Here is a 24,817-nt window from a genome sequence, read left to right on the forward strand (position 1 = left end):
ATGCCCGGCCGGATGAAAATCCGGCCGGAGCTTTTTTGGGGAGCGGCTTTCACCTGGACGGCGAATTCGAAAGCGATACGTTCTGTCGACGTCGCCTGGAAACGACGCCATATGCTTTATGGAAGTTCAGGCGCGCTCTTTGCTGAAGATCAAATGGTGCGTCCTTTAGACGCAAAGCGGCAAGGGGCTTTTCGCTCGTTTGCCTTATGGTTTCGTTGCAAAATATGCAGCAAGCGTAAGATCGCTCTTGGGTGCATCCTGAGGGGCGCGGGTGCGCGGTGGCAGATGCGTGGAATGGGACTCCGACGGAGAGTGCGTCGGCGCGTTTGAGCAGACAGGCGCTGGAAAAAATGAAGCGCCTGTAAATAAAGAAAACCGAGGGATGGAAATGATGAAATGGCCTAGCCTTGCACCGGCTCTGTTCGGCGCCGTGCTCTCTCTTTGTTCGGCGTCGCTGTCGCATGCCGAGGGCGGCGCCGGGCCTGAGGCGATGTCCATGGGCAACATGTGCATGGTCATGTTTGGCTATGACATGATTCACATCACGGTTTTCCAGCCTGACAAGTCCCGTTCAGAATATTGTTCGGAAATCCCGGCGACCGGCCGCACAATCATGGTCTTCGATATAGAGACGCCCGCGTTCCGGGATTTGCCGCTCGAGTTGCGCATCATTCGCGACCCGCTGACGCCGATTACCAAGGACACGGATCTCGAAGCGCTCACAGAACTGCATCTGCCGGCGAAAAAATACACCAAGGGCACGTTCAGCATCGAGCACAACTTCCAGAACAATGGCCACTACATCGGGCTGGTGACGTTGACGCGCGAGAACGGCGAACAACAGACGGAACAGTTCAAATTCATGGTCGGCGAAACGCTGTGGGCCTGGGTGCCTCAGATCGCGGGAACCATTCTCATCGCCGGGATGGTGTTCGTTTACTGGAAGCATACGCACCCGGGCGGGAAGAAGAAGGAAGAGCCGGAGACGGCTGCGTCTTGAGCTGCGGCTCATGTCGCATCATCTGAATTACGTGGGATATAGGCGCATGGGGCCGGAGAGCTCCGGGGGGAAACGTCATGAAGGGACTGGTCTCGTTTTGGCGCAAGGCTGCAACGCTTGGCGTGGGCGTGAGCCTTGCGGTTTCCGTTGCGGCTCCGGCGCGCGCGCATTCGTTCCTGGTGGAGGCGACGCCGTCGTCCAAGGACCACGTAACGACATCGCCTAAAACGGTGAAGCTGCGTTTTGGCGGCGGCGTGGAGCCGAAATATTCTAAACTGAGCATCGAGAACGCCGAAGGAAAGGTCCTCGGGGAGGGATCGATCGGCACGCCCGACAAACCTCGCGAGTTGTCGATGGAGACGCCGGAACTCGCCCCTGGAAAATATGTCGTGCGCTACCGCGTCCTCTCCACCGACGGACATATCGTCGAGGGGAATTACGAATTCACCGTCGATCCGAAATAAGTCCAGGCTCCCGCGAGACGGTTCTAGGTTCGGCGTCGCCGACCAGGCGGCGGCGCAATGGCCGCGCCTTTTCTCGTCTCGCACTTGAGTCGAAGTCAACGCGAAGAGCGGAACGAGTTAAGAGCGAGAAGCGAAGATGTATCTTTCTCTTGCGTTCATACGCTTCCTCGAGAGCCTGCCGTCCGCGCTGGCAGTGGGCTTGTTGCTGCTGCCGCGGTTGATCGGGGAGGATAGCGCGCGCTTTAAGGCGCCGGTCGCAGCGGCCGCGGCTTTTCGCGCGCTGATCGGATTCGCGCTCCTTTATTTGATCGCCAGGGCGATCATTCCGGCCGAGCGTGAGCTGAACGGCGACGTGCTTTGGGAGTTCACCGTCGGAACCAGCGTCGGCAAGGCGTGGCTGGCGACGCAGGCGCTGGCTTTCCTGTTCGCCGGGATGACTGTCGCGCGGCTCTTCATCAATTCCGATTTGCTCGACCGCGTCACCTTGTGGACCGGCGTCGGCGTGCTCGCGGTGGTTTCCGTCACGGGCCATGCGATCGACGACGGATTGCCGACCTGGACGCAGATCAGCTTCCTGTTGCATACGGCGGCCGGGCTCACCTGGCTTGGCGGACTGCTGGGGCTCATCTGGTGGATGTTCACGGCGCACGACAAGGATCCGGAGGTCGCCGCGAGCTTGGCCGAACGCTGGTCGCTGGTCGCGAAAGTGGCGGTTGGCCTTGTCGCTGTCACGGGCGTCGCGATCGCTTATGAGAATGTCGGCAGCGTTCCGAACATGCTCGCCACGCCCTACGGCCGATTGCTCACGCTGAAACTGACGCTGCTTTGCGCGGTGCTTCTCTGCGCCCTCGCGATCGTGCGCTACATGCGCCGGCGGCCGGCGGGCGAGTTCGACGTCGATTGGGTCGGCAAAGTCGGCAGTCTGGAGGCGGCGTTCGGTCTCGGTCTGCTGTCGATCGCCGGCTACATTGCGGTGATCACGCCCGCGTCGCATGAGACAGACATCTATTGGCCGCTGCCCTTCCGTCTGTCCTACATCGCCACCTGGGGGCAAAAGCCGGCGTTTCCGTCGCCGATCTGGTGGTGGGGCATAGCGTCGGTCGTTTTCGCGATTGCAGCGGCGCTCGTCTGGTGGACGCCCGCGACGCGCGAAAGGCGGCTTTTCGCTACGCCTGCGGCGACGATCGCAGCGCTCTTCTGTCTCGCCGTGTCGTTTTCGACGGAGGCCTATATCGACACCTACAATGATCCGACCCAAGATTTCACCGCCGAGTCCGTGACTCGCGGCATGGCGGCGTTCCAGGAAAACTGCGTCGCCTGCCACGGGCCCATGGGCGAAGGCAACGGGCCGATGGCGAAGGAACTGAAAAACGCCAAGGGTCTTCCTGTCGAACCGGCCGACCTGACAGCGCCGCATGTCGGCACACATACGATTGGCGACATTTTCCACTGGCTGACTTTCGGCGGGCAAAGCGGCGTCATGCCGAGCTTCGCGCACGTCCTCGACGTCGACGATCGCTGGGACATGATCAACTATTTGCTGATGCTGTCGAATACGAACCGGTCGCGCTTCATTGGCCCACAGGCGATGATCCAATGGCTTATCGCGCCTGATTTCGCGCTCGTCGATCCGAAGGAGGAGGTTACGACCTTCTTCAAGCTGCGCGGCAAGCCGACGCTTCTCTCCTTCGCACGTTGCAATCTCGCCGGCGACGCCGCCAGGGAGCTTGAGGCGAGCCTGCTGAAGGCCGCCGAGGTTGCAAAGTCGGCTGGCGTGAACCATGTCACCGTGTATACGGGAGACTGTCCCGCCGAGGCGAAGGATCGGGAAGCGGTTCACCCGGCTGCCGTGGAAAAAGCCTATTCGATTATCAATCGCTATCCGAACGTGCCGTACACGACGGAAATCGCTCAGGCGCATTTCCTGATCGATCGTTCAGGTTATGTGCGCGCGCGTTTCAAACAATTCGGTCCCGACGACGGAAACGCCACCCAATTCTCCGCTCAGGCGGCGATGATGGCGAACGAGCCGCTTGTCGAGATCAACCTCCACTCGCACTGACAGACAGGCGCGAGCTGGGCGTCACTTTCGAGCCGGCGGAGAAAAGCCGGCCGCACCAAGGGAGAGGAACATGATGATCAAGCGGCGTGATCTTTTGGCGACGGGCGGCTCCCTGCTGGCCGGCGCCGCCTTGGGCGTTTTCGGTCTGCGCGGGACTGCGCGGGCGCATGAATACGACGTCGGCAAGCTCAAGGTCGAGCACCCCTGGCTGCGCGCGCCCGCCGACGGAGACAACAAGTCGTCGTTCTACGCCTTCCTTCACAATAACGGCGACACGCCGGACAAACTTGTCGCCGTGAAGGTGGAGAAATTCGGAAAAACGGTGATCCACGGAGATCCCAAGAATCTCGAGCTGGAGACGCCGGTCGTCCTGCCGCCGAAGACCAAGGTGACGCTCGCGCCGGGCGGCGCCTATGTCGCCCTTCTCGATGCGAAGAAGCATCTTGAGGTCGGCTGGGGTCTGGAAATGACGCTCGTGTTCGAGAAGGCGGGCGAAGTTGTCATCGACGCGGCCATCGACGCGCCCGACGCCGCTCACGCTCATGACGCCGAGGCGATGGAGCGATGGGAGAAGGCGCACAACAAGGATACGTCCGGCCCTAAGGACGCCGGACACGAAGGTCACAGCGGCCATGATCATCATCACGGCGAGAAGAAGTCGGAGGGCGCACATTAGGCGCGCCCACGTCACGGCTGTGCAGGGATTCCTCACTCGGACCCCGCCGACGCAGAGTCGCAAACGTCGACGCGCGCCCCTACAGGCGCGCGTTTCAATTGCGCCGCCGCGCTGTCACCGATCGACGCTGACCAGGCGTCCCGCGAACTCAGAATTATCGGCGACCGGCGCCGGATTCTGAACCGAATTGATCGGCAGGGCGAAACCGAGCACGAATGCAGCGGCGGCCATTGCCGCGACGAGCAAAATGGAAACTCGAAATTGACGGCGCGCCGACTCGCGATCGAAGCTACGCGTGAAGGCCGGCTCAATCTGGTCGTCGAACTTATCAACGAGCGACATTGTTCCTGTTCCTCTTCGGGTCTCTCGCCCTTGCTTCACCCGCATTGACGCGACCGCTCCCTCCAAAAGGCCGCTACGGGAGAGCCCCGGACCTCTTCGTATCCGTGAACTCGAAGTAGAAACGAGCATCGACGGAAAAAGTTGCATGCCGTTCCGCGATTTTCATAAATTTTTAACAGTTGAACCACGCCTCGTTTCGAGGGGTACGAATTCGTCACGATTCGCATGATCTTTTCGCAGTTGCGGAAGGCTTTTTGCTTGAGCAGTCAGGCCGGCGTGCGCTGCATTTCTGCGTTCCGGCGCGTCCATCCGGCGATATTTGCGGCGGAACTTCTTTGCATCGCAGCATTGGCCAAGTATAGGCTCAAGACCGTCACCGCCGCGCCGATGCCGACGTCGGCGAAGTGATGGCCGCCATCGGCTGGAATCGACGCTAAAACAATGACATTCAGGCCAAGCGCGATCTTTCCCGCGTAAGGCGCGTCCCACAGCGCGTAAACGACAAGTATGGCTAACGCAGTATGAAACGACGGGCAGCCAATGAGCCCCGTAAGATCTTCCAGCCGCAGGATCGGCGTCGGGCCGGCGTGGAGCGAGAGAAGCTTCAGCGCCTCGTGCTTGGACATCGCGAGTTCAAAGGTCGGGTCGGCGAGTCCTTGCGCATAATGCAGCGGCAGGGCGCCGAAGCTTGGAAACGCGGTCCAGATGGCGATGGTCAGCGCCGAGGAGAACATGAAGGCGAGGCTGAACCGGTCCAGGCGTTCGAAACGTTTCGTGAAGCCGAGGATGATGATCGCGACCGCAACCTGGGGGAGAGAACTCAGATAGGCGACGGTGAGGATCCGGCCGATCACCGGATTGGATTTCACCCAGCACACATAAGCCCACCAGTCGACGCCGATCGCTTTGTCGATCTGCGCAAGAAAGGCGTCATTGAGCGGACGGCGGAGCTCGAGGCCAAGGTAATTGTCGAGCACGGCGACATTCGAATAGACGACGACCTGCGCGACGACGAACACCGTCGCGGCGATGCCTTCGTCCCGGCCGAGCAGGCGATAGGCGACGCCGACGCCGGCCAGGATCGCCGCCATGAGGTAGACCGGCGCGAGCGTCATCCAGTCGACGCGCAGAGCCGTGAGCGGCGCGAAAAGCTCGAAGATCGCCACACAGGCAAGGATGACGCCGAGGCGCCAGCAGTCTCCGGAAGTCAGCAGTCGATGCGGCATGTCGAGCCCCTGATTGGCAGGCGGCATTAGGCCCATCCGGTCGCAAAAATCCCCTTAATGGCCGGAAGCCGCCTTGTCGCGGCGCCGCAACCGGCGGGTTTACGGCCCCGAAGCCGAGGCTTTTCGATTGATCGGCGGGATGGCCACGACTATCTTCGGCCCCGCTATGTGCGGCGCACCTAAGCCGCCTCAATCCAGAAGGCTCTCCCGATGTCCTCGTTTCTCGCCCACGCCCTCTCGCGCGTAAAGCCCTCCGCCACGATCGCCGTGACGCAGAAGGCGCGCGACTTGAAAGCGCAGGGACGGGAGGTCATCAGCCTTTCTGTGGGCGAGCCGGACTTCGACACGCCGGAGCATATCCGCAACGCGGCCAAAGCGGCCATCGATCGCGGCGAGACCCGCTACACGCCCGTGCTCGGCATTCCGCAGCTTCGCGAGGCAGTGGCCCGCAAGTTCAAGCGCGAGAACGGGCTCGACTACAATGCCTCCGACACGATCGTTGCGACGGGCGGAAAGCATATTCTGTTCAATGCCTTCCTCGCCACCATCAACCATGGCGACGAGGTGATCGTCACCGCGCCCTATTGGGTGAGCTATCCCGAGATGGTCGCGATCTGCGGCGGCAGGACGGTCTTCGTCGACACGAAGATGGAGGACGGCTTCAAGTTGCAGCCCGAGGCGCTCGAGGCCGCCATCACGCCGAAGACCAAGTGGCTGGTGCTGAACTCCCCCTCCAATCCGTCGGGGGCCGCCTACAGTTACGATGAGATGAAGAAGGTGACGGACGTGCTCGTTCGCCATCCGCAGGTGCACGTTCTGACGGACGACATTTACGAGCACCTCGTCTATGGCGATTTCAAATTCGTCACGCCGGCGCAGGTCGAGCCCAACCTCATGGACCGCACGCTGACGATGAACGGCGTCTCGAAGGCTTACGCCATGACCGGCTGGCGCATCGGCTATGCCGCGGGCCCGAGCAACCTCATCAAGGCGATGGATCTGCTTCAGGGCCAGCAGACCTCGGGCGCCTGTTCCATTGCGCAATGGGCGGCGGTCGAGGCGCTGGAGGGGCCGCAGGAGCATCTGGGGATCTTCCGCAAGGCCTTCCAGGAGCGTCGCGACCTCGTCGTGTCGATGCTCAACCAGGCGAAATATCTGAAGTGCCCGACGCCGGAGGGCGCCTTCTACGTCTTCCCGTCGTGCGCCGAGGCGATTGGCCGCAAGGCGCCCTCGGGCAAGGTGATCGAGACCGACGAGGACTTCGTCACCGAATTGCTCGAGGCTGAAGGCGTGGCGGTCGTTCACGGCTCGGCCTTCGGCACGGGGCCGAACTTCCGCATCTCCTATGCGGCCTCTGCGCTTACGCTTGAGAAGGCCTGCGCCAAGATTCAGAGCTTCTGCGCAAGCCTGACCTGAGCCGACCGCTCATTTTGCGGCTTCCGGCCGGGCGCTTTACAATGATCAAAAAGCGCGGCCGGTCGGCGGAGGCGCGCGCGTGCAGGAGGAACGTCGGGAATGACCCTTTTTCTTCTCATCGTGCTCGCAGCGGTGAGCGCTCTCATCGCCTATGTATCCCTGCGGCCGGACACGTTCAGGATTTCGCGCTCGGCGGTCGTGGACGCGCCGCCGGAGACGATTTATCCGCAGATCAACGATCTCCACAATTGGGCGGGCTGGTCCCCCTGGGCGCGGCTCGATCCCGCGCAAGAGACGGCTTTCGACGGCTCCCCGCTCGGCGCCGGCGCGATCATGGCCTGGTCGGGCAACAAAAAGGTCGGCGCCGGCAAAATGAAAATTATGGAAAGCAGCCAAAACGAGCGTGTGCGCCTCAAGCTCCAGCTCGAGAAGCCGATGAAAGCGCTCAGCGACATCCAGTTCGAGTTGAAGCCCATCGACGAGACCCGGACGGAGATCGTCTGGACGATGTCGGGCCGCAACGAGTTCATCGGCAAGGCGATGCACGCCTTCATGGACATGGACAAGATGGTCGGGAGCCAATTCGAGCAGGGACTCGCCAATCTCAAGGCTCTCGTCGAGCAACTGCCGAAGTCTCTGCCGAGCCGCTGACGAGCACGCCACGGTCCGCCATTCGGCGGCCAGTTCCCGCAAGGGCGCCCCGAGGACGCAATTGCCGGTTGCGCGCGGCCGGGCCATAGTCGGCCGCCGGCGCGCACGCCCGGACAAAGGAGAAGCTTGCCAATGAAAAATTTTATGCTTGCCGGGCTGGGCTTTGCGGCCTTCGCCGCCACGCTCACCGTGGAGCCGCGGGAGGCGAATGCGGTGGTCTGCGCGCGAGGCGTCTATCGCGCGGGCTGCGTGGGGCCGAACGGCGGCGCCGTGGTCCGCCGGGCGCCGGTCAGGCGCGCATGCCGGACCGTCTGGAGCGGCGGCGTCCGCCGCACGGTCTGCTTCTGACGCGGGCGGGGCCGCGCTCGCGCCCCAATGGACGTCCTTTGAGCGGACTTAGGCGCGCGGCGGGGTTTCTCCGCCGCGCGCGGCAAGCGCCCTGGCGTTATTTCGCGGCGTCGAACATTTCCTCGACATGCTCCCAGTTCACGAGATGGTCGAGGAACGCCTTGAGATAGTCGGCGCGGCGATTGCGGTAGTCGATGTAATAGGAATGCTCCCAAACGTCGGCGACGAGCAGCGGCTGGGCGCCGTGCACGAGCGGGTTCTCGGCGTTGGGCGTCTTGCGGATGGCGAGTTTGCCGTCTTTCATTTCCAGCCATACCCAGCCGGAGCCGAATTGAGCGAGGCCTTCTTTCTGGAAGTCTTCCTTGAATTTGTCGACAGAGCCGAACGAATCGACGATCGACTTCTCGATTTTGCCGGGGATCGCGCCGCCGCCGTTGGGCTTCATCCACTTCCAGTAGTGATGGTGGTTGTAGTGCTGCGCGACGTTGTTGAAGATCGGCGTGTTCTTGCCGAAAGAGCCGACGATCACGTCCTCGATCGCCTTGCCCTCGAATTCCGTGCCCTTGATCAGATTATTGGCGTTGGCGACATAGGTCGCGTGGTGCTTGTCGTGATGATACTCGAACGACTCGCGCGACAGATAGGGCTGCAGGGCGTCATAGGCGTAGGGGAGGTCTTCAAGCGTGAAGGACATCAATTCTCTCCTGAACAGGGATGGGGTTCGAATGGGACTCGAAATCCCTGCGTTTAACTAGACCCCCAGCCTCTGTGCGGCAACAACTGAGAATAATTCTAAAACGGGGTTCATGAAACAGAAGCGGCCCGGTTCCACGCCGGGCCGTCCGTGTTTTCGACGTCAGGTCGTCGCGCCAGCGGCCTGGTTCGCCTTCTCTTTGGCGGACTTCGCCCGCAGCGCCAGCCACATCACGCCGACGAGCGCGAAGAAGCCGACCGCATACAGGATGTATTCGATCATCCCCCAGAAGGTGTAGAGCCCCACCGTGAAGGGGAAGCGCGACACCCATTCGTTGCCGAGATCGTCGCGCACCGTCACAAGGCCGACATAGTGGCCGGCGTCCTTGAAATCGTGCTCGAAGGTCATGATGCCGTTGCGATAGACCTTGGGCTCGATGAAAAGAACGGTCGCATTCTTCAGGTCGCCCTTCTCATTCGCTTCGCCGCCCACATCCTTGATGATGCGAACGCCGATCGCCATGTCGCGCAATTCGTCCGACACAGCTTCCAGCGCGATCACCGTCGGGCCGGTCTGCGCTATGTCCTCGCAGAATTCCTGCTCCTCGCCGCTTCGCTGATAGCCGATGAAATGCATCGTGCTGGGACCGATGCGTAGCACGCATTCGTCCTGCTCCAGCTTCACGCCGCCATGCGCGAGCGCCGTGGACGGCGCGACGCCGAAGGCGGCCGTCAAGCCGAAAATCGCGGCCAGGAAGCCGCGCTGAAACCAACCCTTCATTCTCGTCTCCTCGTAAACGCACGCCCGACTGTGGATCGCGACGGCCTCTCGCCATCGCCCGCCGCTCTACCGGCCGTCGACAAGAGCTTTGTATTTCATAGGCATTTTACTATGCGTCATCAGGCCGCATCTATGAGAGTTTTTATAACAAATTGATAAATAAAGATAAATAGGAATACGATGGCCCTGTCTGGGCCGTTATAAATGTCTATATATTGTGTTTTGTGTGAATGATGCACATATAAGTAGAAAAACTGTCTCGCAAGCAGCGCGCCGCGTTCGAGCAGATATATTGAATTGATATAGAATATATCCTTTCCAATATTGATTGACTGGCGTGATGCGTCGCCGTTCTGTTGTCTCTCCATCTGGCGCCGCCCCAACACGGGCGGGCGGCTTCCTCGTCAGCGACGCGCCCCTCTATCCTGTCCGGACAGTCTGCCTGTGCGCCTGCGAAAGGGATGTGCTAAAAGATCACCGGGAAGAAAGACGGGAGCGAAATGACGCGCAAGACGTCCGGATGGGGCGTGACGCTCGCGGGACTGCTGCTCGCCTGCGGCGGCGCCTATGCGATGTGGACCGGCTGGGACATGATACTGCTCGAGCGCGGCTGGAGCCTGTTCATCGCAGGCTCGGTCGCCGTGTCGGGCGGCGTCGTAACGATTGCGCTGGGGCGCGTCATCGCGCATCTCGGCCGGCTTGCGCCGATGGCTGCGCCGGCGCCCGCCGCGCCCGCGAATCTGGTCGAGAGCGCCGCTCCGGAGGCATTCGCGCCTGCGACCCACGTGCCGCCGCCGCTGGAACCCGCCGCCATGATGGAGCAGAAACCGGTCGCGGCGCCGGCTCCGAAGCCCGCGCCGCGCGTCGACGAGACGCCCATGGAAGTCGACCGCTATTCCGCGGGCGACGCCACCTATGTGATGATGTCGGACGGCTCGGTGGAAGTGCGCAGTCCAAGGGGCGTGCAGCGCTATCCGTCTCTCGCAGCATTGCGCGCGGAAGCCGAGTGGAAGCCGCACTGAGCGGCCAGGACCGTTTCGTTCCGACTGCGTTTGATCGGGGCTCCAGCTTTTTGTTTTGACGCGCTTACAAACGTCGAACCCGCAGCCGCTTCGGCGGAATGCGCTCTACTGCGCCATTCCGCCCCACATTAGGAAAAGCGCGGCGTCGCCGGGAAGCCCTTCCGGGAAATCGATGATTTGCGCCGCGATCTTGAACCCGCGGGGGTGAAGCTCGTTGCGCCAGCGCCGAAACACGTCCGCCGGTTCTCCGCGTAGCGTTTCCGGCCAATGCGGGTCCGGCGCGTTGATCGCCCGCCCGCCGTCCGTGCAGAGCTGGGACGGAAAGCGGATGAGCATATGTTCCGTGAGTCCTGACGCCGCGGCGCGGCGCGCTTGGGTAAGCATGTCGCGCCACCGCCCTTCGGTAAGGCGTTGCGACGCCAGATCGCGAATGCGCTGGTCACGAAGCTCTTTAAGCGCGCGCCGCCTTTCGGCGCGTTCCGTTTCACTCCGCCGTTCATGCTCGGCGACGAGCGCGCGAAACTCGTCGGCTGTCGCGATCTCGCAATAATTTCGCTCTGGCTGTGAGAGGGTCAGCACGGGACGTTCCGGCGGGGGCGGCGCCGCGGAACTGGCGAGAGCCTGCATTACCTCCCGGAGCAGCACGAATCCGATAAGTTTTTGTCCTTCCACCACCGGCGCGCGCTTGAGGTGATGCCGCTTCATCAGAGTCGCGATTTCGCCAATGGCTGCGCCGCTCGGAACGGATATCGCAGGCGTCGTCATCACCTCGCGAAGCCGCTGGCCCGTCGCGCGAATGAGCGGCATAGGCCGGCTACGCAAAAGAAAGTTTGGGAAAGGCCCGAGATCGGCCACGAGCGGCGCGCGGGCGCGCTCGAGGTTGCTGCGCGTGACGATGCCGATGGGAGCCAGCTTTTCGTCGACGACCGGAACCGCGCCGATGTCGCATTCGGACAGAAGTTTTGCGACATAGTCGAGATCGGCGTCTTCCATCACATAAGGAAAATGCCGCTTCATCAAATCGCGAGCGATCATCTGGCCTCCCGCCGCTCCGCAATCACTCCGACAGTTCGATCATCGCGGGAACATGGTCGGATGGCCGCTCCCAGCCGCGCGCCTCGGTCAACACCTCGAGCTTCTTCAGCGCGCCGCCCAGCGCTTCGCTGACGAGAATGTGGTCCAGGCGCCGGCCGCGGTTGGACGCCGCCCAGTCCGCCGCGCGATAGCTCCACCATGTATAAAGCTTTTCGTCCGCCGGCACGAAATGGCGCATGGCGTCAATCCATTTGCCGGCGCGAAACACGTCGTTCAGCTTTTCGACCTCGATCGGCGTGTGGCTGACGACCTTCAGCAGCGCCTTGTGGCTCCACACGTCGTGCTCCAGCGGGGCGATGTTGAGATCGCCGACCAGCGCAACGCGGCCTCTTGCAGCGCCTTTTTCGCCCCATTCCTTCATCTCGTCGAGAAAGCCGAGCTTGTGGGCGAATTTTGGATTGATCTCGACGTCGGGCTCGTCGCCGCCCGCCGGCACGTAGAAATTATGGAGCGTGATCGGGCCGCCCGCGCCCTCGATCTCGACGGCGATGTGGCGCGCATCGCCCTTTTCGCAGAAGTCGCGCTTCTCGACGAGGCGCAGCGGCTTTTTCGACACCACGGCGACGCCGTGATAGCCCTTCTGCCCGTTGATGGCGGCGTGCGTGTAGCCCAGCGCCGTGAAGTCCTTCATGGGGAATTCGGCGTCACGGCACTTGGTTTCCTGAAGGCAGAGAACGTCCGGCGCGCGGCTCTTGAGAAAATTGGCGACGAGCGGCATGCGAAGGCGCACGGAATTGATGTTCCAGGTAGCGATCTTCAAGTCATTGCGCCTTGGTCTTGTCGCTGAACAGGAAGGGCGCGACGTCCTTCACGCCTGGCTGCTTCTCGGTGACAAAGGGCGCGGGGCGGCACACCGCCATGGCGGAGAGCCCCACGCGCGCGGTGAGCAGTCCGTTGAGAACGCCTTCGCCGAGTTTCGCCGACAGACGCGCGGCGAGGCCATGACCGAGGACCTGCTGCAACAGCGAGTCGCCGACGGCGACCGTGCCGGTGATCGCGAGATGCGCGCCGACGGAGCGCGCGAGCTTGAAAAAGCCGAGGAGGCCCGGCCGCCCGCCATAAATTTCCGCAATGCGGCGCATCAGCACAATCGCCTGGCCCGCGACGAAAATCACATCGAGAACGGCGCGCGGGCTGACGGCGGTGACGACGGACACGCGCTTGGCGGCGGCGGCGATTTCGCGCCGCGCCTTTTCGTCGAGCGGCGCGACGAGATTGCGTTCAGCGAGGTCGATGAGATCCTTCCCGTCCATGATCTGCTTCATGTAGTCGTTCATCATCGCGCGCGGCCGCGCGAGTTCGGCGCGATCCTCGTAGAGCTTGCAAAGGTCGGCGACCCGGGCGAGAGCCGCATTGGCGTCGTCGGCCGCCCGCGCCTCGGCCAGCGCCGCGTGAAGTTTCGCGACGCGGTTTTGCAGGACGATGGACCGGATTTCGCGCGCGACGAACATTAGCACGGCGAGCGTTATGGCGCCCGCGAGCGCAAGGCCGACGGAGCCGAGGATCGCGGATCGGGCGAACAGATCCTCGACGAAATTCCAGATCCATACGCTGAGCGCGAGCGTCAAGAGTCCGCTGAGCGCGGAAAAGAAGACGCCGCCAGACGAGAAGATGAAGCGATCGAGGAAGCCCTTCGCGAGGGCGGCCTCGACGGCGGCCTCGTCGCCTTTCACGCGCTCGACCAATTCCTCCGCAAAGACGTCGACGTCGGACTCGATCACCTCCGGGGCCGGTTTCGATGGCACCGTCTCGTCGCCCTGAAGGCGAAAGGCGCGCGGGCGGGGTCTGCGCTCTGAATTGCTCATGTCGGTCATCCGGTTTCTGGCCTTCCTTTAGCGCCTCGGAGCGGGAAACGGGAGCGGCAATTTGCCGGGCGAAGGGCGATGTTGCGAGTTGGAGGACGGTCGACTACTGTCCGAACGCAATCTTATCCATGAGCTGGACCGCCTCGGGCTCGTCGGCGCGAGACACGGACCAGGCTTCCCAGCGGTCGTCTCGGCTAATGATTTCGGCATTGATTCCCGACCTCGCTGCGCTCGTCGTCGGCTATCTCCTCGGCTCCATTCCCTTCGGCCTGCTGCTCACGCGGGGGGCCGGAACGAGCGACCTTCGGTCCATCGGCTCCGGAAACATTGGCGCAACGAATGTGTTGCGCACCGGACGAAAGGATCTCGCCGCCGCGACCTTGCTGCTCGACGCGCTGAAAGGCGCGGCGGCCGTGCTCGTCGGATCGAGATTATCGCCTGAAGGCGCGATGATCGCGGGGTTCGCCGCTTTCGTCGGGCATATCGCCCCCGTCTGGCTTCAGTTCAAGGGCGGCAAGGGCGTCGCCACCTTTCTCGGCTGTCTTTTCGGCCTGCATTGGCCGGTCGGGCTGGCTTTCTGCGCCGTGTGGCTGACGGTCGCCGCGATCTGGCGCTACTCCTCGCTTTCCGCCCTCGTCGCGAGCGCGGCCGCGCCGATCCTTCTCTTCGCGCTCGGCCATGGCGGCGAGGCTTTCGTCGTCGGCGCGATGGCCGTGCTGTTGTGGCGCAAGCACAAGGACAATATCGCTCGCCTGCGCGCCGGCGCTGAAAGCCGGATCGGGCAGAAGGGATGAGCGGGGCGGTCGGCGGCGCGCGACTGAGCGACGAACAGCTCGTCGATTGGCTGCGTCTGATCCGCAGCGAAAACATTGGGCCGCGCACCTTCCGGCAGCTCGTCAACCGTTATGGCGGCGCCCGCGCCGCGCTGGAGGCGCTGCCTGAGCTCGCCGCCAGAACCTTGCGCGGCCGAACCGTCCGCATCGCCGCGCGCGACGACGTCCTGCGGGAAATCGACCGGGCCCGGTCGATGAGCGTGCGTTTTGTCGCGACCGGCGATCCCGACTATCCGGCGCTGCTCCGCGAGATCCCGGACGCGCCGCCGATCCTCTCGATCAGGGGCGCGGCGGAGACCGCTCGTCGCGACTGCGTGGCGATCGTCGGTTCGCGCAACGCTTCTGCGGCCGGCCTCGCCTTTGCCGAGCGTCTGGCGCGGGGCCTTGCGCGGGAGGATTTTGTCGTCGTTTCGGGTCTCGCGCGCGGCATCGACGCCGTGGCGCACCGCGCCTCGCTCGAGACTGGGACGATCGCCGTGCTCGCGGGCGGACAGGCGCGGCCTTATCCCGCCGAACACGAAAGGCTTGTGGAGGACATTGCCGCGCATGGTCTGATCGTGTCGGAAATGCCGCTGGAGTGGGAGCCGCGCGGGCAGGACTTCCCGCGTCGGAATCGCATCATTTCCGGGCTCAGCCGCGCGTCGGTGGTAGTGGAGGCGGCGCGCCGCTCCGGGTCGCTCATCACCGCCCGGTTCGCGAATGAGCAGGGGCGGGAGGTTTTCGCCGTGCCGGGCTCGCCGCTCGACCCGCGCGCGGAGGGAACCAACGACCTCTTGCGGCAGGGCGCGTCCCTCTGCGCCCGCCCGGAGGACGTCATCGACACGCTCGCCGCCGGCGCCCGTCCTTCGGCGGGAACCCTCTTCGACGCCGACGACGGGCCGATGGAACAAGAACCGCTTTTTGACGAGCTGGAGCTTTTCCCGGCGCAAAGCGCATTCGCCTTCGAGGAAAGGGCGCCGCCGTCGCCGGACGAGGCGGCGGCGGCAAACGCGCCCGTACCGACCGCAGACTCGCCTGCCGCGTCGTCTGCGTGCGACCCGCGCGAGCGCATCCTGTCGCTGCTGGGGCCGGCTCCGGTCGCGGTCGACGAACTCATTCGCATCGCGGGTCTTTCCGCCAGGGAGGTGCAGGGAGTTCTGGTCGAACTCGACCTCGCCGGCCGGCTGGAGCGTCACGGCGCGAACGCCGTCTCGCTCGCTTTCACTCGCGAGTGATCCTATTCGCCGCGCGCGACCCTGGCGCCGCCAGCCCGTCGCGCCTGAATTTCGGCTTCGACCCGAGCGAGATTCAAAAAATAGGCGAGCATCGGCATGTTCGCCCCGCCTGCGAGTTTCGCAAGCTCGGCAGTCATATCAGCGACGTAGCTCGCGAGACCGGCGGCGTCTTCGCAGACGGGGGGATCACTCAGGGTTTCCCTGCCGGCTGGCTCGAACGCTGCCGTAAAAGTTGAATCAGTAGCAGACGGACGAGCCATCGCCGGATCTCCATTGGAATTTGCGCCTCACGAGAACGCAATTAAAGCTCATTTCGCATTAAAGAATTTTTTGCCGTCTAGCTTGCGCCTGTCAAGTAGCGATGCTCGTATAAGCTGTAGACATGCGCTCTGGTCGCTCAGGCGTCAGCTTTTGAATAATGCGTCCGCCTGCACAGGGGCTTGCCATCGCTTCAGAGCCGCGAGAGGCGGTCGAGCGCGCCCTGGAGGATATAGGCCGCCGCCATTCGGTCGACGACCTCGGCGCGTTTGGCGCGGGAGGCGTCCTGGGCGATCAGTTCGCGCGTCACGGCGGCCGTCGACAGGCGTTCGTCCCACATCGCGAAGGGCAGGGGCGTGAGCTTGCGAAGGTTTCGCATGAAAGCGCGCGTCGCCTGAGCGCGTGGTCCCTCCGTTCCATCCATGTTGAGCGGATGGCCGAAGACGAACGCCTGAACGTCGAAATCCGCCGCGCGTTTCAGCAAAGCTTCGGCGTCGGCCGAGAATTTCACGCGCTTGATGGTGTCCAGCGGCGAGGCGAGGCGGCGCTCGACGTCGGACAAGGCGAGGCCGATGGTTTTCGTGCCGAGATCGAGGCCCATCAAGCGGCCCTTCGGGGGAAGGCGGCGCGCGATTTCCTCCAGCGTCGAGGCTTGGTCCGTCATTCCCTCCGCCTAGCACAGCCTCCCCGACCCGCAAAACCGGCGCGCCAAATCCTTCGCGGGGAATCGATCCGGGGCTCATTGCGCCCCGGCGCCCGGAGCGCTATAGCGCCGTAGCAGTTTCTTTCCGGCGGAGATCTCCAATGTCTGTCGATTCCGCGGTGGTTCGCCGCATCGCCCATCTCGCGCGCATCGCTGTCGACGACAGCGAAGTCGAGCGTCTGGGCGGCGAACTGAACGCCATCCTTTCTTTTGTGGAGATGCTGAACGAGGTTGACGTCGCGGGCGTCGAACCGATCGCCTCCGTTCTGCCCATGCAGATGAAAAAACGCGCCGACGTCGTGACCGACGGCGGCATCGCCGATGACATCCTCGCGAACGCGCCTGTGCGCGAGGACCATTATTTCGTCGTTCCCAAGGTCGTCGAATAACGCACGACGATACCTCGCCGGCGGCTTCCCTTATATAAAGAGACTCGATGTCCGATCTGACGCATCTCTCCCTCGCCGATGCGCGCGACGCGCTGAAGACGAAGAAAACCTCGGCTGTCGAACTGACCAGAGCGCATCTCGACGCGATGGAGAGCGCGCGGGTTTTGAACTGCTTCATCACCGAGACGCCGGAGCTGGCGCTCGCGCAGGCGCAGGCCAGCGACGCGAAACTCGCGCGCGGAGAGGGCGGCCCGCTGGAGGGTCTGCCGCTTGGCATCAAGGACCTCTATTGCTCCAAAGGCGTGCGCACCACCGCCGCGAGCCGCATTCTCGGCAATTTCACGCCGACCTACGAGTCGACGGTCTCCGCCAATCTCCTGCGCGACGGCGCGGTGACGCTCGGCAAGCTCAATCTCGATGAATTCGCGATGGGCTCGTCGAACGAAACGAGCGCCTTCGGTCCCGTCGTTTCGCCGTGGCGACGCAAGGGCGATCCTGACGCGAAGATCGTCCCGGGCGGATCGTCCGGCGGGTCTTCCGCGGCCGTCGCCGCGCATCTCTGTCTCGGCGCCACGGCGACGGACACGGGCGGGTCCATTCGCCAGCCTGCCGCCTTCACGGGAACCGTCGGCATCAAGCCGACATATGGCCGCTGCTCGCGCTGGGGCATCGTCGCTTTCGCGTCCTCGCTCGATCAGGCGGGGCCGATCACGCGCACCGTGCGCGACGCGGCGATCATGTTGCGCTCGATGGCGGGACACGATCCGAAAGATACGACGAGCGTCGACGCGCCCGTGCCGGATTACGAAGCCGCCGTCGGCGCCTCCGTGAAGGGCCGCCGCATTGGCGTCCCCAGGGAATACCGGCTCGACGGACTCTCGCCGGACATCGCGGCGCTGTGGGATCAGGGCGTAGCCTGGCTGAAGGACGCCGGCGCCGAAATCATCGAGATTTCGCTGCCCCACACGAAATATGCGCTGCCGACCTATTACATCATCGCGCCCGCGGAAGCGTCTTCCAATCTCGCGCGCTACGACGGCGTCCGCTACGGCATGCGCGAGCCCGGGCGCGACATCATCGAAATGTATGAAAAAACGCGCGCCAAAGGCTTCGGCCCCGAGGTGCGTCGCCGCATCATGATCGGCACCTATGTGCTATCCGCCGGCTATTACGACGCCTATTACGTCCGGGCGCAAAAAATTCGCAGTCTCATCAAGCGCGATTTCGACGAGGTCTTCGCGGCCGGCGTCGACGCCGTGCTCACGCCCGCGACGCCCTCGACCGCCTTTGCGCAAGGCGAGCAGGGTTCGACCGATCCCGTCGAAATGTATCTCAACGACGTTTTCACGGTGACCGTGAACATGGCCGGCCTGCCGGGCGTCGCCGTGCCTGGCGGGCTTGCCGCCAACGGCCTTCCGCTCGGCTTGCAACTCATCGGTCGGCCCTTCGACGAAGAGACGCTGTTCTCGCTCGCGGCGGCCATCGAGCAGGCGGCGCCGACGATCGAGTTCCCGCAACCCTGGTGGCGTCGATGAACAAGGCCGCATCCGACCCCGACCTGAAGGCGATGCAGGATGAAATGGCCGACGTTCGCCGGGCCATCGACGAACTCGACGACGAATTGGTCGCGTTGCTCGCCAAACGTCAGCGTCAGATCGAGCGCGCCGCGAAAGTAAAGCCTGCGCTGGGCATCCCGGCGCGCGTGCCGGAGCGCGTCGACGAGGTGCTGGCGCGCGTGCTCGGCGCCGCCCGGCGCGAGGGCTTGTCGGTCGAACTCGCCATGAATTTGTGGACGACAACCATCGAGTGGTCGATCCATTATGAAGAACGCCTGATGGGCGAGAGGGCGCCGAAGGGCGAATAGAGCGCCGCCGGGCGTTGCGCGGCTGGGGCCGGGCGGGTCTGTCAGGCCTTGCCAGACGGCGTGTCCGCGGCGCCTTTGCGCTCCGTCTGTTTCACGCGCACGAAGCCGTTCTGGATCGACCAGCGCAAGAACTTCAAAGACCACCAGTGAAGGCGCCGCGACAGCCGTCGGGCGCGGCGGGAGTGCGGGGCGAGGATCGCCAGCCCGATCGGCGCCATCCACAGGCCGAAAACGGGCAGGGGCGCCAGGATCGTTCCGCCGATGATGAGGCCGACACCGACAGGAATGCTGACGTGACGCGGCGCGTCGCGCATGCGCGCTATAAGATTGCGCCGCCGCGCCCTTTCCAGTTTGTCGCCGTCCATTCTTGCCGCCTGTCCCCACTCGATCGGTTTTCTGCATCCGGAAGGCCGCCGCGCCCTCCGCGCCGCTCATTACGCGTTCCTGGGCCGCAGGAGAAGTTGGCTCCGCATCGGTTCGGAACGCGTCTGGACGCTTTCCGCGATCTGCGGCTTCTGGTTTATAAGGCCCGTAGCACAACATCGGGCGGCCAAGCCGCCGCGTCAACACGGGCCAATCCATGACGACAGCGCATCCCTCCAAATTCATCAAAGGCGCGACCGGCGACTGGGAAGTCGTCATCGGCATGGAAATCCACGCGCAAGTGACGTCGCAAGCCAAGCTCTTCTCCGGCGCGTCCGCCGAATACGGCGGCGCCCCCAACGATCACGTTTCGCTCGTCGACGCTGCGATGCCGGGGATGCTGCCGGTCATCAACGAGGAATGCGTCAAGCAGGCGATCCGCACAGGCCTCGGGCTGCAGGCGCAGATCAATCTGCGCTCGATCTTCGACCGCAAGAATTACTTCTACCCAGATCTTCCGCAGGGTTATCAGATCTCGCAGTACAAACACCCGATCGTCGGCGAGGGTCAGGTGATCGTCGACGTGTCGCCGACGGAACGCATCACGGTCGGCATCGAGCGTCTGCATCTGGAGCAGGACGCCGGCAAGTCGCTGCACGACCTCTCGCCGGGCGAAAGCCACGTCGACCTCAATCGCAGCGGCGTCGCGCTGATGGAGATCGTCTCCAAGCCGGACATGCGTTCGGCGGAAGAGGCGCGCGCCTATGTCGCCAAGCTGCGGGCGCTGCTGCGCTACATCGGCTCCTGCGACGGCAACATGGAGCAGGGCTCGCTACGCGCCGACGTCAACGTTTCCGTGCGACGGCCCGGCGCGCCGCTCGGCACGCGCTGCGAGATCAAGAACGTCAATTCGATCCGCTTCATCGGCCAGGCGATCGACGTCGAGGCTCGCCGGCAGATCGGCATTCTGGAAGATGGCGGCAAGATCGATCAGGAGACGCGCCTCTTCGATCCCGGCAAGGGCGAAACGCGTTCCATGCGCTCCAAGGAGGAGGCGCACGACTACCGCTATTTCCCGGATCCTGATCTGCTGCCGCTCGAATTCGACCAGGCCTATGTCGACGCGCTGAAGGCGGAGCTGCCGGAACTGCCGGACGCCAAACGCGCCCGCTTTATCGAGCAATACGGGCTGTCGCCCTATGACGCCGGCGTGCTGGTGATGGAGAAGGCGAGCGCTGACTTCTTCGAGGAGACGGCAAAAGGCCGCGACGCGAAGCTTGCCGCGAACTGGGTCATCAACGAACTCTTCGGCCGGCTCAACAAGGAAGGCCTCGACGTCACGCGCTCTCCCGTCTCGGCGCAGGCGCTCGGCGCGATCATCGACCTCATTTCCAGCAACGTCATCTCGGGCAAGCTCGCCAAGGATCTCTTCGAGATCGTCTGGACCGAAGGCGGCGATCCGAAAGAGATCGTCGAGACGCGCGGCATGAAGCAGGTGACGGATACGGGTGCGATCGAAGCCGCGGTCGTCGCCGTTATCGCCGCCAATCCGGACAAGGCGGAGCAGGCGAAGGCGAAGCCGACGATGCTTGGCTGGTTCGTCGGTCAGGTCATGAAGCAGACCGGCGGCAAGGCGAATCCGCAGACCGTGAATGAACTGCTGAAACAGAAATTGGGCATCTGACGGACGCCCTTTTCCAGCTGAAGCGAATCACCGGCGCCGGCGCGTTGCGCGATTTTTTGATCGTCGCGCACGCCGGCGCGATATTTTTTTGCGACGCGAAGCGAGTCGCGCACAATTTTTTTTGAGCATGTCGCGCGCGGGACATTGTATGAGCGATCCCGGCGCCGATCCGATCCGGCGATCGTGCTCAAACTCGTCGAGCGACCATCGCGATGCCTCGTTTGCGAGGCGAGTCATTCCGCGCCCGCGCATCGACGGCGCTCTCGCGCAGATCGCGCGCGGCTTCGTCGAAGCTCCTCGAAACGTTTCGTATCCTAAAGAAAAACAAGCGATTGAAATGCAGCGGCGCGCATGGGGGCGTTTGCGCATCGTCGTCGTCGCCGCTCGTCGTCGCGAATTTTACGCGTAGCCAGACGCGCCGTTGCGACAATAAAAAGCCTCGCGAAGATCATGCGTGGAAGCATTTGCGTGACGCATCGACGCCGCGTCGAATGCGCTGCTCTATGATGTCGACAAAGGTTTGAAACGACCCGTCGCGCGTTGCAGCGCTTACATCTCGCACAACGCCACTTGAACCCGCGATTAACCACGTTACGCTATTTGCGCGTATTGTCGGTCGACCATAGCTCCGGCAATTCGGATCAAGGGGACTTATTATGGCGAGAGCTACAACGAAGCGTAAGCCGGCCAAGAAGGCGGCGGCGAAGAAGGGCGCGCGCAAAACCGCGACAAAGAAAGCGGCGACCAAGAAGCGCGCTACGAAGAAAACGGCCGCGAAAAAGACAACGCGCAAGACCGCCGCAAAGAAGACCGCTCGCAAGGCTGTCCGCAAGGTAGCGACGAAGAAGCGCGGCGCGACCAAGAAGGTCGCGACGAAGAAGCGCACGACCAGGAAGACGGCCATCAAGAAGGCGGCCGCCAAAAAGCGCGCGCCGCGAAAGGTCCGAGAGAAGGTTGCGCCGGAGCCCGCCCCGACCGAGGGCGTCTGAAGCGAGGAGCCTGCGTCGTACGTGATCGAAAGCTCACGCGACCAATGCGCCCTTTTGCAAAATCGATTGCCCGAGGAAGCGCTTGCGAAGCGCGCCTCGGGCGAAGTCGTTTCCGGGACTGGACGCGCTCCGCGCCTCAGCGCGTCAGACAACCCGTAGCGAAATCGCGCCACATCGGCAGGCCCGTTTTCGTCGCGCGTTTCATTTTTTCCCATTCCTCCGCGCAGGCCCGCATCTTTTCACGCGGCGCACGCGGCAGCGAGGGCGGCGGCAAAGACGTGTCGAGGGGCGGCAGGGGCGGGAATTTGCGGGGCGCGCTCACAGGCGTCGGCGCTCCCACGGAAGGCGTCGGCGGCGGCTTGTCGGGCGCCAGCTTTTTCGGCGCGGCGACGTCGCTGGGCCGGGCGTTCCGCGGCGCTTTAACGGCCGACGGCTGAGCCGCGGACGGCGCCGCCGACGCAAGAAAAAATCCCAGGGAAACGAGCGCGACGGTTCCGAACTGCGTGGAGCATTTGCGCGCGGCGGTCATTTTTCGTCTTTCCTCGCGCAAGCGCGACTGAAACGCCCTATGTTTGAAGCGGGATCTTATAACGTCCCGGCGCGGCGGAGCGAAAGAGCGGGCGATTGACGGCCCCGGCACGCGTGCTAAGCGTCCGCGCCAATGGAGGCGATCATGTCGGACACTGCCATTTCCGCGTCGACGCGGCTCAATCTCGTCCAAAGACCGAGGCGCAATCGCAAGAGCGACTGGTCGCGGCGACTTGTGCGCGAAACGTCGCTCGACGTCTCGGATCTGATCTGGCCGATCTTTCTGATCGAAGGGGAAGGAAGGCGCGAACCTGTCGCTTCCATGCCGGGAGTCTATCGGCAGTCGATCGATCTTGCGACGGAGGCGGTCGCGCAAGCGACGGCGCTCGGCGTTCCGGCCGTTGCGCTGTTCCCCAACACCGATCCGACGCTGCGAGACGAAAAAGCGAGCGTTGCGCTGGACCCCGAAAATCTGGTGTGCCGCGCCTGCCGCGCCATCAAGGGGGCCGCGCCCGACATCGGCGTCATCACCGACGTCGCCCTCGATCCCTACACGAGCCATGGTCACGACGGTCTGCTCGTCGGCGACGAGATCGTCAACGACGAGACGGTGGCCGTGCTGACGCGGCAGGCGGTGACGCAAGCGCGCGCCGGCTCGGACATCATCGCGCCGTCCGACATGATGGATGGGCGCGTGGGCGCCATTCGCGCGGCGCTGGACGCCGAAGGTTTCCACAATGTGCAGATCATGAGCTACGCCGCGAAATACGCCTCGGCCTTTTACGGCCCGTTCCGCGACGCGATCGGCACCAACAAGACGCTGCGCGGAGACAAGCGCACCTATCAAATGGATCCTGCGAACAGGGATGAAGCGCTGCGCGAAGTCGAACTCGATCTGGAGCAGGGCGCCGACATGGTGATGGTGAAGCCCGGCATGCCTTATCTCGACATTGTCAGCCGTATCGCGGAGACGTTCCACGCGCCGACCTTCGCCTATCAGGTGTCGGGCGAATACGCGATGATCATGGCGGCAGCGCGCAACGGCTGGCTCGACGAGGAGCGTGCGATGATGGAAAGCCTGCTCGCGTTCAAGCGCGCGGGCGCAGCTGGCGTGCTCACCTATTTTGCGCCGCGCGCGGCGGCGCTGTTGCGCGAGCAGGCGTAGCCGCCGCGGTCAACTTCCGGCGCGGCCGAGACTTTCGGCCGCCGCCAGCCATTTCTCGGCCGTAGCGCGCTCCATGTTTTTCGCCGAACCGATCAAGGTCTCTCGCACCGGCGCGACGCCCGCGTAGTTCAACACGTTGCGCTTCAGATTTCGAAGCCCGTGCGCGAAGAAGTAGAAGCGATAGATGAAGGCGGGCATCCCCATCGTCACCACGACGCGCGCGGATTTCCCCGTGAGCAGCCCCTCGGGGAGCTTGCCGGCGCGATAGCGCAGCGCGAAGCCCGGCCTGAAAGTCTGTTCGACGAAGGCTTTGAAAAGCGCGGGCGCGTCGCCGAGCCACAGAGGGTAGATAACGACCCAATGGTTGGCCCAGAGGAGTATCTCCTGCGCTTCTTTGATGGCGGGCGCGGCAACGCCGCGTTCGAAGTCGTCCTGGCTGCGCAGAAGCGGGAAATCGAGCGCCGCGACGTCGATGGTCCGCACCTCGTGACCCGCGCTGGCGGCCCCGCGCGCATAGGACTCGGCCAGCGCCCTGCAAAGCCGTTCCGGCGCCCGGTCCGGATGCCCCTGCACAATGGCGATGCGTTTCGGCATTGCTCTCGATCTCCCTGGCGTAGCCGCGCCCCATTCTGGGCGCGGCGCGCCTCCGCTGCAACCACGGCCAGCGGTCCGGGACGTTTTGCCCCATGCCGGGGTTGCCAAACCTGCGCGCCCGTGGTTTGCCTGTCGTTTGACGGCGACGCTCCGGCGCGCTCGTCGGTCGCCCCTTCCAGCTTCGCCAAGAAGATGATTCGACGCCTTTTCATTCCCGCCGTCCTGACGGGTCTGGCCCTGTCGGCGCCTGCGCGCGCCGACTTCCGCCTCTGCAACAATACGACCACGCGGGTAAGCGTCGCCATCGCCTATACGGACGGGAAGAACTGGCTCTCCGAGGGCTGGTGGAATCTGCGGCCCGCCGCCTGCGAGACCCTGCTGCGCGGCCCGCTCGCCGCGCAGTTCTATTATGTGTATGCGATGGACGAGCGCGGCGGCGAGTGGAAGGGAAAGGCCTTCATGTGCACGCGAGACCGCGAATTCCGAATCGACGGACGCGAGGACTGCTTCGCGCGGGGATATGAGCGCACCGGCTTTTTCGAGATCGACACGGGGCGCGACGCCAAGAGCTGGACGGTGCAACTCACCGACCCCAACGCGGCGCCCCCCCAGTGACATCCAGCCGCGCTCGCGCGGCCGCAAGGAACAGGAT

General features: G+C 63.7%; 29 protein-coding genes. 18 read left to right on the forward strand and 11 right to left on the reverse strand.

Annotated elements, in window-relative coordinates; genetic code table 11:
* The first annotated feature begins 289 nt into the window (after positions 1 to 289).
* The 4 genes from ACV959_RS08085 (at position 290) to ACV959_RS08100 (ending at position 4,202) form a co-directional block, all read left to right on the forward strand.
* Positions 290 to 1,000, forward strand: coding sequence for a hypothetical protein (locus ACV959_RS08085; protein WP_475739360.1), 711 nt, complete (start codon positions 290 to 292; stop codon positions 998 to 1,000).
* 77 nt (positions 1,001 to 1,077) lie between these two features.
* Positions 1,078 to 1,464 (forward strand): copper resistance CopC family protein, encoded by a 387-nt coding sequence (locus tag ACV959_RS08090; RefSeq protein ID WP_475739361.1) that lies wholly within the window; start codon positions 1,078 to 1,080, stop codon positions 1,462 to 1,464.
* A 136-nt stretch (positions 1,465 to 1,600) separates the two neighbouring features.
* Positions 1,601 to 3,526 (forward strand): CopD family protein, encoded by a 1,926-nt coding sequence (locus ACV959_RS08095; protein WP_475739362.1) that lies wholly within the window; start codon positions 1,601 to 1,603, stop codon positions 3,524 to 3,526.
* A 70-nt stretch (positions 3,527 to 3,596) separates the two neighbouring features.
* Positions 3,597 to 4,202 carry a copper chaperone PCu(A)C gene (locus tag ACV959_RS08100; protein ID WP_475739363.1) on the forward strand — a complete coding sequence of 202 codons (606 nt, stop codon included), beginning with the start codon at positions 3,597 to 3,599 and terminating at the stop codon, positions 4,200 to 4,202.
* A 114-nt stretch (positions 4,203 to 4,316) separates the two neighbouring features.
* Here the strand turns inward: ACV959_RS08100 and ACV959_RS08105 are convergent, their stop codons facing one another.
* On the reverse strand, positions 4,317 to 4,544 hold the full coding sequence (locus ACV959_RS08105) for a hypothetical protein (RefSeq protein WP_475739364.1): 228 nt from the start codon (positions 4,542 to 4,544) through the stop codon (positions 4,317 to 4,319).
* A gap of 266 nt (positions 4,545 to 4,810) precedes the next feature.
* A complete protein-coding gene (locus ACV959_RS08110; RefSeq protein ID WP_475739365.1) occupies positions 4,811 to 5,797 on the reverse strand; it encodes a phosphatase PAP2 family protein in 987 nt (328 codons plus the stop codon).
* 183 nt (positions 5,798 to 5,980) lie between these two features.
* Between ACV959_RS08110 and ACV959_RS08115 the strand changes: the two genes are divergently transcribed.
* The 3 genes from ACV959_RS08115 (at position 5,981) to ACV959_RS08125 (ending at position 8,185) form a co-directional block, all read left to right on the forward strand.
* A complete protein-coding gene (locus ACV959_RS08115; protein WP_475739366.1) occupies positions 5,981 to 7,186 on the forward strand; it encodes a pyridoxal phosphate-dependent aminotransferase in 1,206 nt (401 codons plus the stop codon).
* Positions 7,187 to 7,285: 99 nt separating this feature from the next.
* Entirely contained in the window at positions 7,286 to 7,837 is a 552-nt protein-coding gene (locus ACV959_RS08120) for an SRPBCC family protein (protein WP_475739367.1), read from the forward strand.
* Between the two features lie 132 nt (positions 7,838 to 7,969).
* Positions 7,970 to 8,185, forward strand: a complete 216-nt coding sequence (locus ACV959_RS08125) for a hypothetical protein (protein ID WP_475739368.1) — start codon at positions 7,970 to 7,972, stop codon at positions 8,183 to 8,185.
* A gap of 97 nt (positions 8,186 to 8,282) precedes the next feature.
* Here the strand turns inward: ACV959_RS08125 and ACV959_RS08130 are convergent, their stop codons facing one another.
* On the reverse strand, positions 8,283 to 8,879 hold the full coding sequence (locus ACV959_RS08130) for a superoxide dismutase (RefSeq protein WP_475739369.1): 597 nt from the start codon (positions 8,877 to 8,879) through the stop codon (positions 8,283 to 8,285).
* A 162-nt stretch (positions 8,880 to 9,041) separates the two neighbouring features.
* A complete protein-coding gene (locus tag ACV959_RS08135; protein WP_475739370.1) occupies positions 9,042 to 9,659 on the reverse strand; it encodes a hypothetical protein in 618 nt (205 codons plus the stop codon).
* A gap of 500 nt (positions 9,660 to 10,159) precedes the next feature.
* Here ACV959_RS08135 and ACV959_RS08140 point away from each other — a divergent pair, with 500 nt between their 5' ends.
* Positions 10,160 to 10,681 carry a hypothetical protein gene (locus ACV959_RS08140; protein WP_475739371.1) on the forward strand — a complete coding sequence of 174 codons (522 nt, stop codon included), beginning with the start codon at positions 10,160 to 10,162 and terminating at the stop codon, positions 10,679 to 10,681.
* Between the two features lie 105 nt (positions 10,682 to 10,786).
* On the opposite strand, the gene ACV959_RS08145 is transcribed toward ACV959_RS08140, so the two are convergent.
* From ACV959_RS08145 to ACV959_RS08155, 3 genes are read right to left on the reverse strand one after another with little or no spacing between them, the layout of a single operon-like run.
* Positions 10,787 to 11,716, reverse strand: coding sequence for a CBS domain-containing protein (locus ACV959_RS08145; protein WP_475739372.1), 930 nt, complete (start codon positions 11,714 to 11,716; stop codon positions 10,787 to 10,789).
* Between the two features lie 22 nt (positions 11,717 to 11,738).
* Positions 11,739 to 12,536 (reverse strand): exodeoxyribonuclease III, encoded by a 798-nt coding sequence (gene xth, locus ACV959_RS08150; RefSeq protein WP_475739373.1) that lies wholly within the window; start codon positions 12,534 to 12,536, stop codon positions 11,739 to 11,741.
* Between the two features lies 1 nt (position 12,537).
* Complete coding sequence (locus tag ACV959_RS08155) at positions 12,538 to 13,581, reverse strand: YcjF family protein (protein ID WP_475739374.1); 1,044 nt, start codon at positions 13,579 to 13,581, stop codon at positions 12,538 to 12,540.
* A 197-nt stretch (positions 13,582 to 13,778) separates the two neighbouring features.
* Between ACV959_RS08155 and plsY the strand changes: the two genes are divergently transcribed.
* Together plsY and dprA are read left to right on the forward strand one after the other, a co-directional pair.
* A complete protein-coding gene (plsY, locus tag ACV959_RS08160; protein WP_475739375.1) occupies positions 13,779 to 14,375 on the forward strand; it encodes a glycerol-3-phosphate 1-O-acyltransferase PlsY in 597 nt (198 codons plus the stop codon).
* Positions 14,372 to 15,628, forward strand: coding sequence for a DNA-processing protein DprA (gene dprA, locus ACV959_RS08165; RefSeq protein ID WP_475739376.1), 1,257 nt, complete (start codon positions 14,372 to 14,374; stop codon positions 15,626 to 15,628). Before plsY ends, dprA begins: the two co-directional genes overlap by 4 nt.
* A 451-nt stretch (positions 15,629 to 16,079) precedes the next feature.
* On the opposite strand, the gene ruvX is transcribed toward dprA, so the two are convergent.
* Positions 16,080 to 16,550 carry a Holliday junction resolvase RuvX gene (ruvX, locus tag ACV959_RS08170; protein WP_475739377.1) on the reverse strand — a complete coding sequence of 157 codons (471 nt, stop codon included), beginning with the start codon at positions 16,548 to 16,550 and terminating at the stop codon, positions 16,080 to 16,082.
* 140 nt (positions 16,551 to 16,690) lie between these two features.
* Between ruvX and gatC the strand changes: the two genes are divergently transcribed.
* Genes gatC through ACV959_RS08185 form a run of 3 tightly spaced genes read left to right on the forward strand, consistent with a single transcriptional unit; the run spans position 16,691 to position 18,842 of the window.
* Positions 16,691 to 16,978, forward strand: coding sequence for an Asp-tRNA(Asn)/Glu-tRNA(Gln) amidotransferase subunit GatC (gatC, locus tag ACV959_RS08175; protein ID WP_475739378.1), 288 nt, complete (start codon positions 16,691 to 16,693; stop codon positions 16,976 to 16,978).
* A 47-nt stretch (positions 16,979 to 17,025) separates the two neighbouring features.
* Entirely contained in the window at positions 17,026 to 18,513 is a 1,488-nt protein-coding gene (gene gatA / locus ACV959_RS08180) for an Asp-tRNA(Asn)/Glu-tRNA(Gln) amidotransferase subunit GatA (protein ID WP_475739379.1), read from the forward strand.
* The gene (locus ACV959_RS08185) at positions 18,510 to 18,842 is read left to right on the forward strand and encodes a chorismate mutase (protein WP_475739380.1); all 333 of its coding nucleotides are present in this window, start codon (positions 18,510 to 18,512) and stop codon (positions 18,840 to 18,842) included. Before gatA ends, ACV959_RS08185 begins: the two co-directional genes overlap by 4 nt.
* Before the next feature lie 41 nt (positions 18,843 to 18,883).
* Here ACV959_RS08185 and ACV959_RS08190 read toward each other — a convergent pair whose 3' ends face one another.
* The gene (locus ACV959_RS08190; protein WP_475739381.1) at positions 18,884 to 19,207 is read right to left on the reverse strand and encodes a hypothetical protein; all 324 of its coding nucleotides are present in this window, start codon (positions 19,205 to 19,207) and stop codon (positions 18,884 to 18,886) included.
* Positions 19,208 to 19,422: 215 nt separating this feature from the next.
* Here ACV959_RS08190 and gatB point away from each other — a divergent pair, with 215 nt between their 5' ends.
* The 3 genes from gatB (at position 19,423) to ACV959_RS08205 (ending at position 21,878) form a co-directional block, all read left to right on the forward strand.
* Positions 19,423 to 20,889: an Asp-tRNA(Asn)/Glu-tRNA(Gln) amidotransferase subunit GatB gene (gene gatB / locus ACV959_RS08195; protein WP_475739382.1), complete on the forward strand. Its 1,467-nt coding sequence runs from the start codon at positions 19,423 to 19,425 to the stop codon at positions 20,887 to 20,889.
* 148 nt (positions 20,890 to 21,037) lie between these two features.
* Entirely contained in the window at positions 21,038 to 21,298 is a 261-nt protein-coding gene (locus ACV959_RS08200) for a hypothetical protein (RefSeq protein ID WP_475739384.1), read from the forward strand.
* 247 nt (positions 21,299 to 21,545) lie between these two features.
* A complete protein-coding gene (locus ACV959_RS08205) occupies positions 21,546 to 21,878 on the forward strand; it encodes a histone (RefSeq protein ID WP_475739385.1) in 333 nt (110 codons plus the stop codon).
* A 136-nt stretch (positions 21,879 to 22,014) separates the two neighbouring features.
* On the opposite strand, the gene ACV959_RS08210 is transcribed toward ACV959_RS08205, so the two are convergent.
* The gene (locus ACV959_RS08210) at positions 22,015 to 22,407 is read right to left on the reverse strand and encodes a hypothetical protein (RefSeq protein ID WP_475739386.1); all 393 of its coding nucleotides are present in this window, start codon (positions 22,405 to 22,407) and stop codon (positions 22,015 to 22,017) included.
* Between the two features lie 144 nt (positions 22,408 to 22,551).
* Here ACV959_RS08210 and hemB point away from each other — a divergent pair, with 144 nt between their 5' ends.
* Entirely contained in the window at positions 22,552 to 23,571 is a 1,020-nt protein-coding gene (hemB, locus tag ACV959_RS08215; protein WP_475739387.1) for a porphobilinogen synthase, read from the forward strand.
* 9 nt (positions 23,572 to 23,580) lie between these two features.
* On the opposite strand, the gene ACV959_RS08220 is transcribed toward hemB, so the two are convergent.
* On the reverse strand, positions 23,581 to 24,165 hold the full coding sequence (locus tag ACV959_RS08220; RefSeq protein ID WP_475739388.1) for an NAD(P)H-dependent oxidoreductase: 585 nt from the start codon (positions 24,163 to 24,165) through the stop codon (positions 23,581 to 23,583).
* Between the two features lie 192 nt (positions 24,166 to 24,357).
* Between ACV959_RS08220 and ACV959_RS08225 the strand changes: the two genes are divergently transcribed.
* Positions 24,358 to 24,780: a DUF1036 domain-containing protein gene (locus tag ACV959_RS08225; RefSeq protein ID WP_475739389.1), complete on the forward strand. Its 423-nt coding sequence runs from the start codon at positions 24,358 to 24,360 to the stop codon at positions 24,778 to 24,780.
* Positions 24,781 to 24,817: the final 37 nt, after the last annotated feature.

This window comes from Methylocystis sp. Se48 (assembly GCF_056269425.1).

Coding starts and splice junctions, on each gene's coding strand:
- ACV959_RS08090 (WP_475739361.1), top strand. CDS start 1,078: ATGAAGGGACTGGTCTCGTTTTGGCGCAAGGCTGCAACGCTTGGCGTG.
- ACV959_RS08095 (WP_475739362.1), top strand. CDS start 1,601: ATGTATCTTTCTCTTGCGTTCATACGCTTCCTCGAGAGCCTGCCGTCC.
- ACV959_RS08100 (WP_475739363.1), top strand. CDS start 3,597: ATGATGATCAAGCGGCGTGATCTTTTGGCGACGGGCGGCTCCCTGCTG.
- ACV959_RS08105 (WP_475739364.1), bottom strand. CDS start 4,544: ATGTCGCTCGTTGATAAGTTCGACGACCAGATTGAGCCGGCCTTCACG.
- ACV959_RS08110 (WP_475739365.1), bottom strand. CDS start 5,797: ATGCCGCCTGCCAATCAGGGGCTCGACATGCCGCATCGACTGCTGACT.
- ACV959_RS08115 (WP_475739366.1), top strand. CDS start 5,981: ATGTCCTCGTTTCTCGCCCACGCCCTCTCGCGCGTAAAGCCCTCCGCC.
- ACV959_RS08120 (WP_475739367.1), top strand. CDS start 7,286: ATGACCCTTTTTCTTCTCATCGTGCTCGCAGCGGTGAGCGCTCTCATC.
- ACV959_RS08125 (WP_475739368.1), top strand. CDS start 7,970: ATGAAAAATTTTATGCTTGCCGGGCTGGGCTTTGCGGCCTTCGCCGCC.
- ACV959_RS08130 (WP_475739369.1), bottom strand. CDS start 8,879: ATGTCCTTCACGCTTGAAGACCTCCCCTACGCCTATGACGCCCTGCAG.
- ACV959_RS08135 (WP_475739370.1), bottom strand. CDS start 9,659: ATGAAGGGTTGGTTTCAGCGCGGCTTCCTGGCCGCGATTTTCGGCTTG.
- ACV959_RS08140 (WP_475739371.1), top strand. CDS start 10,160: ATGACGCGCAAGACGTCCGGATGGGGCGTGACGCTCGCGGGACTGCTG.
- ACV959_RS08145 (WP_475739372.1), bottom strand. CDS start 11,716: ATGATCGCTCGCGATTTGATGAAGCGGCATTTTCCTTATGTGATGGAA.
- ACV959_RS08155 (WP_475739374.1), bottom strand. CDS start 13,581: ATGAGCAATTCAGAGCGCAGACCCCGCCCGCGCGCCTTTCGCCTTCAG.
- plsY (WP_475739375.1), top strand. CDS start 13,779: ATGATTTCGGCATTGATTCCCGACCTCGCTGCGCTCGTCGTCGGCTAT.
- dprA (WP_475739376.1), top strand. CDS start 14,372: ATGAGCGGGGCGGTCGGCGGCGCGCGACTGAGCGACGAACAGCTCGTC.
- ruvX (WP_475739377.1), bottom strand. CDS start 16,550: ATGACGGACCAAGCCTCGACGCTGGAGGAAATCGCGCGCCGCCTTCCC.
- gatC (WP_475739378.1), top strand. CDS start 16,691: ATGTCTGTCGATTCCGCGGTGGTTCGCCGCATCGCCCATCTCGCGCGC.
- gatA (WP_475739379.1), top strand. CDS start 17,026: ATGTCCGATCTGACGCATCTCTCCCTCGCCGATGCGCGCGACGCGCTG.
- ACV959_RS08185 (WP_475739380.1), top strand. CDS start 18,510: ATGAACAAGGCCGCATCCGACCCCGACCTGAAGGCGATGCAGGATGAA.
- ACV959_RS08190 (WP_475739381.1), bottom strand. CDS start 19,207: ATGGACGGCGACAAACTGGAAAGGGCGCGGCGGCGCAATCTTATAGCG.
- gatB (WP_475739382.1), top strand. CDS start 19,423: ATGACGACAGCGCATCCCTCCAAATTCATCAAAGGCGCGACCGGCGAC.
- ACV959_RS08200 (WP_475739384.1), top strand. CDS start 21,038: ATGAGCGATCCCGGCGCCGATCCGATCCGGCGATCGTGCTCAAACTCG.
- ACV959_RS08205 (WP_475739385.1), top strand. CDS start 21,546: ATGGCGAGAGCTACAACGAAGCGTAAGCCGGCCAAGAAGGCGGCGGCG.
- ACV959_RS08210 (WP_475739386.1), bottom strand. CDS start 22,407: ATGACCGCCGCGCGCAAATGCTCCACGCAGTTCGGAACCGTCGCGCTC.
- hemB (WP_475739387.1), top strand. CDS start 22,552: ATGTCGGACACTGCCATTTCCGCGTCGACGCGGCTCAATCTCGTCCAA.
- ACV959_RS08220 (WP_475739388.1), bottom strand. CDS start 24,165: ATGCCGAAACGCATCGCCATTGTGCAGGGGCATCCGGACCGGGCGCCG.
- ACV959_RS08225 (WP_475739389.1), top strand. CDS start 24,358: ATGATTCGACGCCTTTTCATTCCCGCCGTCCTGACGGGTCTGGCCCTG.